The organism is Paenibacillus alvei DSM 29 (genome assembly GCF_000293805.1).
Taxonomy (GTDB): domain Bacteria; phylum Bacillota; class Bacilli; order Paenibacillales; family Paenibacillaceae; genus Paenibacillus_B; species Paenibacillus_B alvei.
The window spans coordinates 232068-246734 of record NZ_AMBZ01000004.1 but is presented as its reverse complement, the minus strand read 5'-3'; the positions used below and the strand labels follow the sequence as shown (position 1 = coordinate 246734).

At 49.6% G+C, this 14667-nt stretch carries 12 protein-coding genes; 2 read left to right on the top strand and 10 right to left on the bottom strand.

Annotated elements, in window-relative coordinates; genetic code table 11:
* Positions 1–95: 95 nt before the first annotated feature.
* The 5 genes from PAV_RS14885 to PAV_RS14865 form a co-directional block, all read right to left on the bottom strand.
* Entirely contained in the window at positions 96–1628 is a 1533-nt protein-coding gene (locus PAV_RS14885; RefSeq protein WP_040735987.1) for a copper amine oxidase N-terminal domain-containing protein, read from the bottom strand.
* Between the two features lie 342 nt (positions 1629–1970).
* The gene (locus tag PAV_RS14880) at positions 1971–2834 is read right to left on the bottom strand and encodes a hypothetical protein (RefSeq protein WP_238555830.1); all 864 of its coding nucleotides are present in this window, start codon (positions 2832–2834) and stop codon (positions 1971–1973) included.
* 152 nt (positions 2835–2986) lie between these two features.
* Positions 2987–4609, bottom strand: coding sequence for a UDP-glucose--hexose-1-phosphate uridylyltransferase (locus PAV_RS14875; protein WP_005547562.1), 1623 nt, complete (start codon positions 4607–4609; stop codon positions 2987–2989).
* Positions 4610–4622: 13 nt separating this feature from the next.
* Entirely contained in the window at positions 4623–5609 is a 987-nt protein-coding gene (galE, locus tag PAV_RS14870; RefSeq protein ID WP_005547560.1) for a UDP-glucose 4-epimerase GalE, read from the bottom strand.
* 4 nt (positions 5610–5613) lie between these two features.
* Complete coding sequence (locus PAV_RS14865; protein ID WP_005547558.1) at positions 5614–6819, bottom strand: galactokinase; 1206 nt, start codon at positions 6817–6819, stop codon at positions 5614–5616.
* A gap of 181 nt (positions 6820–7000) precedes the next feature.
* Here PAV_RS14865 and PAV_RS14860 point away from each other — a divergent pair, with 181 nt between their 5' ends.
* Entirely contained in the window at positions 7001–7954 is a 954-nt protein-coding gene (locus tag PAV_RS14860) for an AraC family transcriptional regulator (protein ID WP_005547556.1), read from the top strand.
* Positions 7955–7996: 42 nt separating this feature from the next.
* Entirely contained in the window at positions 7997–8212 is a 216-nt protein-coding gene (locus PAV_RS14855; RefSeq protein ID WP_005547555.1) for a hypothetical protein, read from the top strand.
* Positions 8213–8302: 90 nt separating this feature from the next.
* Here PAV_RS14855 and PAV_RS14850 read toward each other — a convergent pair whose 3' ends face one another.
* From PAV_RS14850 to PAV_RS14835, 5 genes are all read right to left on the bottom strand, one after another.
* Positions 8303–9787 (bottom strand): FGGY-family carbohydrate kinase, encoded by a 1485-nt coding sequence (locus PAV_RS14850; RefSeq protein ID WP_005547553.1) that lies wholly within the window; start codon positions 9785–9787, stop codon positions 8303–8305.
* 4 nt (positions 9788–9791) lie between these two features.
* A complete protein-coding gene (locus tag PAV_RS14845; protein WP_338010904.1) occupies positions 9792–10454 on the bottom strand; it encodes an NAD-dependent protein deacylase in 663 nt (220 codons plus the stop codon).
* Positions 10385–10570 carry a hypothetical protein gene (locus tag PAV_RS37295; RefSeq protein WP_005547549.1) on the bottom strand — a complete coding sequence of 62 codons (186 nt, stop codon included), beginning with the start codon at positions 10568–10570 and terminating at the stop codon, positions 10385–10387. The genes PAV_RS14845 and PAV_RS37295 overlap by 70 nt, the downstream gene beginning before the upstream one ends.
* Positions 10571–10993: 423 nt before the next feature.
* Entirely contained in the window at positions 10994–13300 is a 2307-nt protein-coding gene (locus tag PAV_RS14840; RefSeq protein WP_005547546.1) for a thiamine pyrophosphate-dependent enzyme, read from the bottom strand.
* Between the two features lie 24 nt (positions 13301–13324).
* Positions 13325–14335, bottom strand: a complete 1011-nt coding sequence (locus PAV_RS14835; RefSeq protein WP_005547545.1) for a 2-oxoacid:acceptor oxidoreductase family protein — start codon at positions 14333–14335, stop codon at positions 13325–13327.
* Positions 14336–14667: the final 332 nt, after the last annotated feature.

Genomic DNA, 14667 nt, shown 5'->3' with positions numbered 1-14667 from the left:
AAGGGAAGCCAGATTGAAGAGGAATCACCCCTTCAACCCGCTTCCCTTATTGTTGATCTAGCGATCAGATAATTATAATATGCACAATATACGTCTTATTCGCGGTTCATTTCGAGCCACTGAGTCCCGTCAGATTTATTGATCGTAAACGTGAAGCCCAGCATTTGCGCCAGCGAACGAAGTGGAACATATAATTGCCCATCCTTCTCCTCTGGTGCTAACGGCATGTCAATCGTCTGTCCGCCAACCTTAGCCTGCTTGCTATTCATCGTCAGCTCGGTTACGCCCCCCGTAATATCATCGATAATGGTCAGCTTTGACTTGCCTTCCCACTTCAACTTTGCATCGAATTCATCCGTGACGACGCGCAGCGGCACCATCATAGTTCCATTTTTCGTATACGTCATTGCCATTCCCTCATAGAACCACTCATCATAGTTCGATGCTGAGACAGGTATTGTTGTCCACTTCTTCGTGATCCCCGCCTGCTTCAGCCATTTGTGCGCGACAGATGAAGAATCGAAGTGTCTCAGCCATTTCCCTGGGGTCATCTCGGGATCTGTGAGGGATACATAGGAAGAAGTTGCTTCCCATTCATCTGCCTTCACAGTTCCATTCACATTGCTGTATTCCGTGGATTGGTTGATCGTAACCTTAGTGAACGGAGCTTCAGCAGAAGTAGGAACGGCAATCGCTAGCGAAGCTTTTGATTTCCGAACATTCATGTTCTGATCCACGTACAAATCCAAGACAAGCTTGGTCTCTCCGCTAAGCAGTGCCGTCAAACCCGAATTGTCCTTCAACCATGTGTCATTGCTGCGCTCCAGCTCCGAAATGATTGCAGGCGCCTGTTCCTTGAACATCTTGTAAGCCGTTAAGCCGAGCAGCTCGCCATCTTTCAGCAATGCGGGAATTTCTCCCTCCATCTCATGTCCAGCTTGCGCAATCGCAGCCGTAATCATAGGCGCATACCATTTGCCCATTTCCATGAACCAGGCCTTCAATCCTTCTTCATCCTTCAGAGCGGATTGAAGCAATTGTTTCAACCAAGGAATCAACTCATTGCCGCCGAATTCAATATGAACCTGCGAAAGTGGGAGCGACTGTCCCATGACCTGCTCTGTCACCTGCTTCACAGATGCATTTGCAGGATTCGGCGCATGTTTGCCGAGCAGGGCGAATGTCGATTCGACAAAGGCCTTCATCTGCTTCGTGGAAGGCTGTACGATAGACAGCATTGTTTTCATTTCTTCGCCAATTACGATCGGAGATTGAGCGCCTTCCACCTTAATCACCGTCCGATTGTCCTTCAAGCCAATTGTGAACGGAACTTCATCGCTCGCAACCTTCAGCTTGCCAGTCATCGAGAAATGCTCTGGATCCTGTGCCTTCACTTGGACAGTCAGCAGCGCATCATTGAACGCCTTCATCATTGCAGCGTCCTCATCCTTCAGCTTGCCTGAGGCGGGTTCAAAATGAATGCTCATTGTCTGCTGCGCTTCGTAAGCATGAATGTCGAGCTGCTTCTTCAGCACCTTCGTCACATCAATACCGCCGATGGATTGGCAGCCTGTCAACATCACTAGCACAATTGCCATACATAGGGCTAACCATTTGTATGTTCTCATGTCCTCTATCCCCTCTTCCCATTTGGATAAGTTCTTACCTGAACCCACTTTACTCCCATTACATTATGTAAGTCGCTAGTTTGTTCATGATCATTATGAATGACTTCGGAATACGGTGTAAAGAAAATAATTGCAACAAAATGATGGCAATTCCTTACTGTCTCATCTCCAATCAATTCATTGCAATGCACAAACTACAAAAGCGCCCCGCTATATACAAATACAGCAGATGGCGCTCATGAATATAAGTTTATACGATTATTATTCAACGATAAGTTCGAAGATCAAGCTCATCAATGAGTCATGACTCATGGCAGTAAAATGAATACCCCCTGTGGTTGCTCAGACCTTCACATCCGATTGCAGAGCTAAGCTCCATACCTCTTGATGAGTTGCCACTGCATTCGGTTCCAGCGTAACAAGCGGCCCAAGCGACTCTAGCTCCAAAATATGCTCGTTCGTGTACAATTCCAAGGAACAGCCTCCATCTGGATACGTTGCTCCATGTACAGGCTCATAACGTTTCTCAAATACGATTCCGTTGCGGATATAGGACGCCTTGCCCTCTTCTTGAAGCATACCGAACTTGAAGGCTTGTGGAAGATGAGCTAACTGCTTCACCTCGATATGGCTCTCTCCCCACGACACTCGCTCGTCATTCATCGCAGCATACGGCCACAGCGATATCGAACGGTTCGGCAGCAAGCCGGTATCTCTCGTAATTTGAGGGACAATCGCCGTTCCTCCCGACGCCATAACCGTAATGGCCCACGGAGCCAGTTGGATCGGCCACGCTCCCTTATTCGCAATCCGGTGCACTACGACGACATCTGCTCCTCGGAAAATGAGCTCAATCTCTTTGGCACATTGGGTCCATTGCTCTACGGGAGCGATAAGCTTGACACCAGACGCTGTGCGCACATATTCAATCGGTTTATCATCTGGCGTATAGGTCCGTGGATAGGATTCTGGACTAGCCCATAACCGATGGCCTCCGCGAAGCTGCCAGCCTTCGCTGCCAAAGGCTTGGAAGGCCTCACCTTCCTGCCGTATCGACCCTTCGCGATCCTCGAACAGAATGTTTTCATGGCCGCATAAGCTAAAATGCATAATCCGGATGCCAAATGTGAGCGGCACGATTATCTCATAGATTCCATTGTCCAGATGCAAGCTTTCTCCCCAACGTTCATGTTGTATTGTATTCATTTGCAAAGCAGCCACCATCGTTTCCCCTTCCGTTTACTCCCTATTTCTATTTATCTCTATCTGGACTGCTGATCGCACGCCGAGCTGTTGTACCGCTGCTTGTACTGCCGCATACCGCATTGACTGCCCGCTACGCAGCACTTTGGATCGTCTTACATGGCTGAAGGTATTTCTACACGCTGATAGCCGCATGCAGCCGCGAAACGGCAGAAGGCGTCCCAACCTTGAGCGTTATTTTTGAACACTCCCGCCTGCCAAAGTATGGACACGAACTTGTTGCCAATCTCGTGCAGAATGACCTGCTTCGCCTTGTCAGCTGCCATAATTCCATACTGATTCAGCAACTGATCCACCCACGCACGGTGCGGATACAGGCTGTCCGTTTCTTGCAGTTGACTCCGCGCTTCCTCCCATTGTCCATGGTCGGACAGCAACATCGTAATTCGCTCAATATCTTGCTTCAGGCGTCCTGGTAGAATCGCAAGCCCCATTACTTCGATCAATCCGATATTTTCCCGCTTAATATGGTGATGCTCACGGTGAGGATGGAAAATGCCTTCTGGATGAGCCTCATCCGTGCGATTGTTCCGCAGTACCAAATCCATCTCAAATAACGAGCCGCGTCGCCTTACAATTGGCGTGATCGTATTGTGCCGAATCGATTTGTCTCCGTGATTTGTGATAGCCGCAACCCCAACACTTTCATCGCTGTACCCTTTCCATTGTTCATACAATTCGTCCGCGCATTGCAGCAGGACATCCGGCTGTTCACTCTGCAAGCGCAGCACCGACATCGGCCAACGAACAATTCCCGCCGTTATGCCAGGGTATGCAGGATGCACAAACTGGACATCAATGGGTGCCCGCTCAATCGGAAACGTATGTTTTCCCGCTTGAAAATGATCATGACTGAGAATGGAGCCGCCGACAATCGGCAAATCTGCATTCGATCCGATGAAATAGTGCGGAAACTGCTCTGTAAAGTCCAGCAAGCGAGCAAATGTGTTCCGTGTCAGCTTCATTGGAAAATGCTCTTTGTGGAAAATGATGCTGTGCTCGTTATAGTACACATACGGTGAATATTGAAAATACCAGTCTTCCCCGTTCAGCTTTATCGGAAGAATGCGTAAATTTTGACGTGCAGGATGATCAAGTCTGCCGGCATACCCTACATTATCTGCGCACAGCAGACATTCGGGATAGTGGGACGCTGTCAACTGTGCTGCGAGCGCAATTTCCTGCGGGCTCTTCTCCGGCTTCGACAAATTGATCGTCATTTCCATTTCACCGAACTCGCTCCTATGAAGCCAATATTCATTATTGCGGACACGATCGGTACGAATGTAATTGCACTTTTGATTGATGCGATAAAAATCAGCTGTCGCGCGCTCGATTCCTTCTGCCTCCTGAACACGCTGGAATCGATTCTGCAGCTCAGCAGGACGCGGCATCAGCATACCCATTATTCGTGCATCAAGAAGATCTCGCTGCGTCACTGTTCGATCCGGAATCAGCCCGCTCTCATAGGCACAATCAAGCAGTTCTTCGAGTATATGATGCGGCTCCTCAGGAATGGCTTCCCACTGCTCTTCCCGATATGCTGAACACGGTTCAGAGATGTGGAACAATTCTAACAATTGATTGCGAACATAAGGCATATCAAGCGGGGCCATCATCTCATGATGCACGGCATATCGAATCAAGGCTTCAATTGCGAAGCTTGCCCGCTCGACAGATATTTGTGACAGCGCTAATCCTTCTACACCTTGTGCCATCTCGCACTCCTCCTCAGCTATCGTATCCGGTCGGACGCGCCTGATGCCAGTTCCAAGCGCTTTGGATCAGCACATTCAGGTCGTCCCGCTTCGGACTCCAGCCTAGAACAGACTTCGCCTTGTCTGCCGAGGCAATTAACACCGCAGGATCACCTGCTCTACGCTCTTCCGTTACTGTCGGAATGCTACGCCCTGTTACCCGTTCTGCTGTCTGAATCACTTCCAGCACCGAAAATCCATTGCCGCTGCCCAAGTTGAACACATCGCTCCGGCCGCCGCCGCGCAAGTACTCGACTGCCATCACATGAGCATCAGCCAAGTCGCTGACATGAATATAATCCCGGATGCATGTACCGTCAGGCGTAGGATAGTCGCTGCCGAATACCTTCATTTCCTTCCGCTGTCCAAGTGCGGTTTGCAGCACTAACGGAATCAGATGGGTTTCCGGACGGTGGTCTTCCCCGATCTTGCCGTTCTCATGAGCGCCCGCCGCATTGAAATAACGCAGCGAAACATAGCGAATCTCATGCGATTGATCGAACCACCGCATCATTCGCTCCATCGTCAGCTTCGTTTCCCCATATACATTCGTTGGGTTCGTCGCTTCTGTCTCTTGAATCGGAGTACGCTCCGGCTCCCCATACGTAGCAGCCGTTGATGAAAATACGATGCGGGATACATGATGCTTGCGCATTGCTTCGAGCAGCACAAGCGTGCCATGCACATTGTTATCGTAATATTTCGCTGGATTGCTCATGCTCTCGCCTACGAGTGAATAGGCAGCAAAATGAATAACCGCATCAATAGAATGCTGCGCAAATACAGAATCGAGAAATGCGCTGTCTCGAATATCGCCAATATGAAGCGTCCCCCCAAGCACCGCCTCTTGATGTCCCGTTTCGAGTGAATCTACAATAACAACCTCTTCTCCGCGCGCCAGCAATTCCGCAACGGTATGCGAACCGATATAGCCTGCTCCACCTGTAACTAATACTGCCATGCTGTTACCCCTCCTTATCAATTTTCGCTGTCTTCGCCAATGGTGCAAGCTCCCGCACACCATCTCCTACTCGACAAATATAAAATTCCGGGTGCAACCCGGTTTGCTCCTCGTACGCAGCGCCTACCCGAACTACGAATTGTTCAGCCGCATCCTCACGAACGAGTGATACCGTACAGCCGCCGAACCCGGCTCCTGTCATTCGAGAACCGAGCGTTCCCTCTATGCATCGAGCTTCCTTTACCATAATGTCCAGCTCCTCGCAGCTGACTTCATATAAATCGCGCAAAGAATCATGGGAAGCATTCATCAATTCGCCAAACCGAATCAGATCATTGTTCTTCAATGCATCAACCGACTGCTTAACACGATCATTCTCTGCAATCACATGTGCAGCTCGCGCACGAACCGTGTCATCTGCAATCTTGTCAGCCTCCGCCTCAAATTGCTCCGCCGTAAGATGCGCAAGCAGGGTCATATGCGGATATGCAGCCTGCAGCGCACGCACTGCTTCTTCACACTGTGCCCTGCGCTCATTATATTTCGAATCCACTAATCCACGGCGCTTATTCGTATTGCCGATGATCAGACAATATCCATCCGTCTGAAACGGCACATGCGTATATTCCAACGTATCGCACAACAACAGAATGGCATGGTCAAGCTTGCCCTGTGCTACTGCGAATTGATCCATAATGCCGCAGTTCACACCGACAAATCGATTCTCCGCACGCTGAGACAACAAAGCGATGTCCGTTCGATCAATGTGATGCCCCTCCAGTGTAAGCAGCGCATAAGCGGTCACCACTTCTAATGAGGCAGATGAAGACAGCCCTGCGCCATTCGGAATATCCCCATGGAACAGTAGCTCATATCCTTTTGTCAGCCCTCGATCCGACTGCTGCAACTGATTCATAACCCCAATTGGATAATCGGTCCATTGATCCTGCTTCGCATCTGCAAGTGCGCTCACATCTATTTCAAGCTGATATTCAAAATTCGTCGTCGCCAATCGCACACAATGATCCTCACGCTCACGGATGAGCAGCGTAGTCCCAAATTCCAATGCCGCAGGGAGCACATATCCTCCATTATAGTCAATATGTTCACCGATCAAATTCACTCTGCCTGGAGCATGGAAAAAACGAACCGGCGCTGGGCTCGCTCCATATTGTTGCTCGAATCGTGACAGCAGCTTGCTTGCTTCCATTACAATGACCTCCCATTGTTTCAACGTGAATATGATACCGTTACATCAATCATACAGATTTCCTCTTGCCCCCGTAATATATCGATGTGCGCTACATATGGACTAATGTGACTCTACCATCATTTTCATGCTACAATATAACTATTGGACATGCAAGATTGGACGCGCAAGGAGGTACAAAATGACGGACTCCCCCGATTTTCAGAATGCACAAGCACAATCCGAACAGATAACAACCGAGAATGATTTAGTCAAAATACTAGAAACGTACACGGTCGCTTCGAACCCAACTTACGCTGAACAAGAAGGGATACGAGTCTTATTCGCAGGAGAAAGCCAGACCGTTCCCTCTCACAAGCTCGGCCCCAAGCTGTACGACTACTATTTGCTTCATCATATCATAGACGGTCAGGGGGCCTTCTCAACAGAGACCCATACCTATCATCTGAAAACAGGAGATGCGTTCCTCATTGAACCAGGCCGACTCGTAAGCTATGAATCTGATGCTGTCCAGCCGTGGAGGTACTGCTGGATCGCTTTTCAAGGCATTCACGCGAATGACCTTATATGCCGTGCCGGATTCTCAGCCGCCAATCCGATTCTACATGCAGGTGATCAAATCGAGGTTCCCTATCAGATAAAGCAAATTACAGCGGCATTTCAAGAAAGAAGCGTGGCAGCAGATTTGATCGCGCACGGCTGCCTCCATCTTATTTTGGCGAAGTATGCCGGCATGCAGCAGCACATGGAAGAGGCGAATAGACTGCGGCCCGAATCAGAAATGCAGCAGACTGTACGTCAGGCCATCCAGATGATGTCTACGCAGTATGCGCATCCGATGTCCATGGAGCAAATTGCGGAGAGCTTAGGCTACAGCAGGGCGTATTTCTCCCGCATATTTAAGCGCATTACGGACATGACGCCTGTCACCTTCTTGCTGAAGCTCCGCATTGATAAGGGACGGCAGTTGCTTCGAGAACGACCGGATTTGACTGTCGAGCAAATTGCAGCTTCGGTCGGAATTCCTGACGCATTGTATTTTTCCAGACAATTTCGACGCTTTTATGGACATCCCCCTACTGCATATCGCAATCAAGTCATGCAACCCGATCATACATTCCAACGTAATTCTTAGTATAGGCTTACGCTGACAATCAAAATTAGGAGGGCATTCCGCATGAAACGTCTGAACATCAAGGAAGAATGGCAGCAGCAGGCACGCATTGTTGAACAAAGCCGTAAGGAAGCAGCTTCAAAATCCAACGCCGAACTTATCCAGGATGTTGCGACTGCAGGTGGGGTGCATATGCAATGCCACAAGCAGACAAGCGCAGTTGCAGAGCTGTTCCGGCGCGCAGTCGATAAGGTGGCAGCAATCAACAAGTCTAAATAACTTTACATAGCAAAAAGGAGCGGGCACTTCACAGAAATATGCGCCGCTCCTTTCTATATCACAGTCGATAACCTTCATCCCCGATTGGGATTACAACTCACGAAGCACTTTTGCTACAGGGATATAGCGTGTGTCGTACACCTGCCTATACTGCAAATGACGTTCCGCATTAGGCTGGTAAGTCTCAACACCACGGCTTTGCATCGCTTGGCGCACTTCATCTGCATCGGCAAAATATCCGCCACCTAGCGCAGCGGCGCAGGCAGCGCCGAGCATCGTCGCTTCCTCAATAGGCGGTACAATGAGTGTTGCGTTGGAGATATCCGACTTCATCTGCAGCCAAGCCGGCAATCTCGTCCCGCCGCCAACCGCACACATGTTGCGAATGGCATGCTCCGAATTGCGTTCTGCACTTTGACGAATCATTTCCAACTGATAGGCCGTACCTTCAAACACCGCCCGCAACATTTCCTTCTTCCCGTGTTCCTTAGATAATCCGATAAACGCGCCGCGCGTCTTTGAATTCGGATATGGCGCCCCGCATCCCGACAAGTACGGGAAAAACATCGCTTCTCCTGGACCATCGTTCACATTGTTCATCAACTGCTTAATGTCATCATAAGATAAGGCTTCGTCCGCCAGTTGTCTGCGAATCCATTCGACTGATCCTCCTGAAGAGGCATTACCGCCCATCCAGAAATGGTATCCAGGCACAACGTGGTACCCGTAGGATAGCCCGGTATCGAACTCTGCTTGCCCGAGCGGCCGCTTCGAGATGGTTCCCACAAGCGTCTCCGCTGTTCCCATGGATACATAGACATCTCCCGGATGAACAGCCCCAACCGCAAGCGCTGCACAGACATGATCATGCCCGCCAATGGCAACACGTGTATAGCTGGACAGACCGAGCGCTCCCGCTGCATCCTTCGTCACTGTCCCAAGCGGCGTCCCGCTTGGCAGAACTTCCGGGAAGATGTGTTCATCTAGTCCAAAGTGTCGAATCCATGGTACATCCCAACTATCACTATACATGCTGTATGCAAATGTTCGAGTCGCAAGCGAAGGATCAAATGCCATAACTCCAGTCAAGCGGTAAGCAATATATCCGGATACGGACAGCCACACTGCATCCTCGAACATCCCAGCATTCTGATCCTTTAGCCAGAGCAGCTTCGGTAAACCGTGCTTAAACGAGAGATGCAGGCCTGTACGCTGGAACAGCTCCAGCGGCGTCCCTTCCTGGCGGATCCGTTCCGCTTGCTCAGAGGAGCAGGTCTCAAACCACGGCAGGAGCGGTGATTGCACCTTGCCTGTATGCCGATTTACGAGCAGTCCGCTTTCCGCCATGCTCGTAATTCCAATGTAATCGACGGGAACATCGTTATGGGTATTCATAAGCTCACGGATCATCGTCGATACATCATCCCACATCGCGTCTGGATCATAGACGACATACCTTGTGTTCGAATCAACGGTTACCGTCGGACGGCTCGCTTGGCCGAGCAACTTGCCCGACTCATCGAATAGGCCAACCTTGCGGTTCGTTGTCCCGAGATCGATTCCGATCATGCGCATATAGCTATACCTCTTTCCCTGTTAACTTGTAATAAGCAGCGGCGAACAATTCACCCATCGGCTCACGATATACCGCATCTGCACGGCCATCCATGGTCGTTGCCGTCCGATTCATCAATACCAGCTTCGCCTTTTTCGCCAGTTGAACAAAGCTTGCTGCCGGGTGCACAGTAAGCGAGGTTCCTCCTACAATGAGCAGATCCGCCTCTTGAATGCGTCCGATTGCCCCTGAAATCACTTTATCGTCCAGTGATTCTTCATAGAGAACAACATCCGGCTTTAGTGTTCCGCTGCATTGCTTGCAGGATGGAATGATCTCCTCACTCTCCAGCACTGCATCCAGTCCATGTATAGCTCCGCATCTCGTACAGCGGTTCCGGTGTACCGAACCATGCAGCTCCCACACTTCCCTGCTACCTGCTGACTGATGTAGACCATCAATATTTTGAGTCACAACCGCGGACACAATGCCATCCTCTTCAAGCCGCGCCAACGCCCGATGTGCAGCATTCGGTTTCGCAGCAGGATGCAGCATCTTCGCCCGATAGAAGCGATAGAAGGTTGCCGGATCACGATCATAAAAGGAGCGGCTGAGCATCACCTCCGGGGGATAACGGAATGCTTCATCATCCGCAAATACACCATTGTCCGAGCGGAAATCAGGAATCCCACTCTCCGTCGATGTTCCTGCCCCGCCAAAAAAACAACATGCTTGCTGCTGCGCAAAAGATCTGCCAGCTCCTCTGCATGAGCATGATGGTTACGGTTCTTTTGTTCTGTCATCGTCGTCGCTTCCTCCCTTTTCCACAAATATGAGCCTATCCTTTAGTATACCTTAGCTGCACCAACAGGGAAAGAATTCAGAGGATAGCAAGCAAGTACAAGCGCTTAGCGTTCTGCCTACAGCGTTGCCTTGATCGGCCAAATGGTACTGCATCACTAGCAGTTCATGGAGACTTAGCTGTAATTCAGCGGTAATTCAGCAGTGATTCAGCAGTGATTCAGCGATAAATTTAGCAGTGATTTAGAACTGTGAATTAGCATTTAGCGCATTTTGACGGAGACTCAGCCTTAGCCCAGACTCCTAGAATAATCGAACTTCATTGCTATGAACACAAAAAGCCTGAGAACCTGTCCCAACGGATCGTTCTCAGGCTTGAATAAATAATGACTCCAAGAATTGTGAATCGTTAAATAACGATAAGATTATAAATGCGGATGTTCACTCTTCGCTTTAAGTGCATTCCAGCGGCGCTCCACTTCCCGTTCGAACGTCTGCAGCGCTTCCGCATTCTCCGCCTTGCTCAAATGCTTCGTCTTGCCCATCATATTTAACCAGTCGAGAAGCGGAACTTTCTTATTCTTCTCTTCCGGATTATACGTAATAGACGTAATCCCATGCTCCACTTCATACAGCGGGAAGAAACAAGAATCTACGGCCGCATTAACAATTTGTGTGCCCATCTTATCTTCAGACAACCAGTTGAGCGGACAAGTAATTAAGATTTTGCCGTAAACAAGCCCTTCATTCTGCGCATACCATTGCGCTTTGGCCGCCTTTTTAAGCAAATCCTGCGGAAATGCTTCGCTGCCCGTGAATACATACGGAATGTTCGTTGCCGCCATAATTTGCGCTGTATCCTTATGATGGAACATCTTGCCTGCTTGCACCTTGCCAACATTAGATGTTGAAGTGCGGTGACCTAGTGGGGTAGAGTACGACAATTGCGCTCCCGTATTCATATAGCCTTCATTATCGTATTCCAAAATAATCATCTTATGATTGCGCAGTGCCGCACCTATTGCCGGCCCCATGCCGATATCCATGCCGCCATCGCCCGTAATCATCACGAACGTAAAATCATCCGGCAGGTTCAATTCATCCAGCTCTCCGCGGCGTTTACGTTCCCAGAACATTTCCACGACACCGGATAGTGTTGCCGCACCGTTCTGGAACAAGTTGTGAATGTATGTCGCCTTATGAGCTGAATATGGATAGCCTGTTGTCACGACCATCGCGCAGCCCGTATGGAACAACGCTACGATATCCCCCTCAATGCCCTTGAAGAACAGCTCGAGACCGGAGAATATGCCGCAGCCCGGACATGCGCCGTGGCCTGGAGCAATTCGCTTCGGCTTCTTTGTCAATTGGCGCAGCGGCGGAACACGAACACTTAGCTTTCCGGACTCCTCATCCTGCTTCACCGTAATAAGCCCTGTCTTCAAATCCTCATGCTTCATCGGCTCGATGACGCGCTGCGGAGCCTTGGATGGATCACCAGGCGTATGACCGTGATAATCGAACGGCTTCTCGACATAGCCCTTCTGGGCCGCCTCAATGGCGCACTCGAACAGCGCATGGCCATCCTCAGAATAGAAGTCCTTGCCGCCAAGACCATATATGCGGCTAATGATCATCGTATCGCGGTTGCCGTGCGTGAACAGCGCCGCCTTCACCTCGTTGACCATATTGCCGCCATGACCGCCGTACGAATCGGCGCGATCTCCAACCGTAACGACCTTGATATGAGCAAGCGCGTCTGCGATCTCCTTCGCCGGGAATGGACGAATGATGTTCGGAGAAATGGAGCCCGCTTTAATCCCTTGCGCGCGAAGCTGATCGACGACATCCTTAATGATTTCCGCTGCGGAATTAAGCAGGAATACAGCTACCTCTGCATCCTCCATCCGGTACAAATCCAAAATCGGATAATCTCTTCCGGTCAGCTTGGCATATTCCGTACGGATGCGGTCGAATACCTCTTCTGCCTTGTACATGGCCATCGACTGCTGATAGCAGTTGTTAATATAATCCGGCTCATTCATATACGGCCCGACTGTTATGGGATTATTGCGATCCAAGGTATCCGCGAATCCGCGTACAGGCTGCTCTCCAATGAAGCGATGCACATCCTCACGATGGGCAAAGGTCTGGACTCGACGCTTCTGGTGCGACGTGAAATAGCCATCGAATGCGACCATCACCGGAAGCCGAACCTCTGGATCCTCCGCAAGCTTCAATGCCATAATATTCATATCGTATACAGCTTGTGGATCACGACAGAGCAATATCGGCCAGCCGGTATTAAGCGCAAAATATAAATCCGAATGATCACCATGAATATTCAACGGACCAGATACAGAACGGCACACTAGATTCAATACCATCGGGAATCGTGTTCCTGATTGAACAGGCATTTGTTCAAGCATATACATATAGCCATTCGCACTTGTCGCATTGAACACACGTCCGCCTGCAGTTGAAGCCCCATAGCAGATTCCTGCCGAACCATGCTCGCCGTCCGCCGGGATAAGCTTAATATCGTGCTGCCCGTTCGCCTTCATTAAATCGAGGAATTGCGCAACTTCCGTCGATGGTGAAATCGGATAATAGCCCATAATATGATAATTAATTTGATGTGCAGCATAAGCTGCCATCTCGTTGCCTGATTCATACACCATTCGCTGCTCAACCGTGCCGTGAGTTATTTCTTTCTCATACTCAATTGCCATAGCCCTCATCCTCCTTACCTTCCATCAATGGTGTGCAGTCAGCTCGAACCGATGCGGAACACGGTGCTCTTCCGCATATCCGTCTTCTTCCCGTTCATCCGTTAATGCCTCAGTTGGACATGCATACACACATTTCAAGCAGCCTTTGCAATATTGATAGTCAATGCCTTGCAGGAACATTTGCGGCCGCCCCTTCTTGTCCGGCTGCTCTTCCCACACAAAGCAAAAATCAGGACACACGTTATCACATGCCGCGCAATGAATGCACTTATCGGAAGCAAAATGCGGCATCATGCCGGCACGGGAGATACTCAGATCCTTCAAGATGGAGTTGCCTGGATTTACGACCATACCGCCAATGGGCTGCGTCTCATAGCCTAAAGCCGTTGTATCCCAGCGAATTGGCTTCGGCATCTGAATGTCCTCAGGGAGGGAGAACGACTGAAACTTCACTTCGTCATATCCTCTTTGGAACGTATTCAGCGCTGGCTGAACAGCACCTGGATATTTTTTCTCCAAAGACTTGCGTATGACGCCCTTCATATGCTCCGCATCCAGGAAGTCGCATAAGCGGAACAGTGCGCCAAGCATCGCCATATTTACGCGGTTCTTCTCTTCAAGCGCAATTCCAATCGCATCGACCACCGCAATCGTTCCGCCAGGCAGCTTCAGCTTCTCCTTTAACTCCTCCGGAGTCTTGGCCGAATTAACGAGAACGAGGCTGTCTTCATATATGCCGCTCGTTACATGTACAGATTTATATAAGGATTCATGGAAAATCCCGACGATGTGCGGCCGTTCCACCGGAGTTGTATCCCGGATAAGCGTTCCCGGCAAGCAGAACCGGATATGTGCTTTAACAGGAGACCCTTTCTTCTCAGATCCATACGATGAAAAGCTGACACCATTCAACTCGCTGCCAGTAACACCGGCTTCTGCCAGCATTTTCCCAGCCAAATTTGCTCCAAGCCCCCCGATTGATTCCAACCGGATTTCAAAGAAACCTAGTTCATTTACTTTAGGCAGTGTAACCATTTCGGCACTCCTTTCCTAACTGACCCTGTCTTCTGGCACACAAGGCGCCGTGAGTAGATCAATTGTCATTATGTGCAGCTGTCTTGCAGACAGATCGAACCGAATTGCAATATTGCTTACAACATCTCAATGGGGAAGTAAACATACGGAATTCGCATCCGTAACAGCATAATAAAATGGTAAGTCTGATAGACGGTGCGTAGTATGATTTATGTCACTATTCGGAAAGGGTAAATTGACTAGTAGGTGAAATTTGAATGAATGCAATCTAATAGAATGAAGAGACAGTCTAGGTGAGAATGGAGCTGTGCATTGTAAAATCTGATAGATCA

What these genes read in the sequence shown, in the direction of transcription:
- PAV_RS14850 (WP_005547553.1), bottom strand. Translation starts at nt 9,787, where the DNA reads ATGCGCATGATCGGAATCGATCTCGGGACAACGAACCGCAAGGTTGGC.
- PAV_RS14885 (WP_040735987.1), bottom strand. Translation starts at nt 1,628, where the DNA reads ATGAGAACATACAAATGGTTAGCCCTATGTATGGCAATTGTGCTAGTG.
- PAV_RS14875 (WP_005547562.1), bottom strand. Translation starts at nt 4,609, where the DNA reads ATGGCACAAGGTGTAGAAGGATTAGCGCTGTCACAAATATCTGTCGAG.
- PAV_RS14855 (WP_005547555.1), top strand. Translation starts at nt 7,997, where the DNA reads ATGAAACGTCTGAACATCAAGGAAGAATGGCAGCAGCAGGCACGCATT.
- PAV_RS14840 (WP_005547546.1), bottom strand. Translation starts at nt 13,300, where the DNA reads ATGGCAATTGAGTATGAGAAAGAAATAACTCACGGCACGGTTGAGCAG.
- PAV_RS14835 (WP_005547545.1), bottom strand. Translation starts at nt 14,335, where the DNA reads ATGGTTACACTGCCTAAAGTAAATGAACTAGGTTTCTTTGAAATCCGG.
- PAV_RS37295 (WP_005547549.1), bottom strand. Translation starts at nt 10,570, where the DNA reads ATGACAGAACAAAAGAACCGTAACCATCATGCTCATGCAGAGGAGCTG.
- PAV_RS14865 (WP_005547558.1), bottom strand. Translation starts at nt 6,819, where the DNA reads ATGGAAGCAAGCAAGCTGCTGTCACGATTCGAGCAACAATATGGAGCG.
- PAV_RS14860 (WP_005547556.1), top strand. Translation starts at nt 7,001, where the DNA reads ATGACGGACTCCCCCGATTTTCAGAATGCACAAGCACAATCCGAACAG.
- PAV_RS14880 (WP_238555830.1), bottom strand. Translation starts at nt 2,834, where the DNA reads ATGAATACAATACAACATGAACGTTGGGGAGAAAGCTTGCATCTGGAC.
- galE (WP_005547560.1), bottom strand. Translation starts at nt 5,609, where the DNA reads ATGGCAGTATTAGTTACAGGTGGAGCAGGCTATATCGGTTCGCATACC.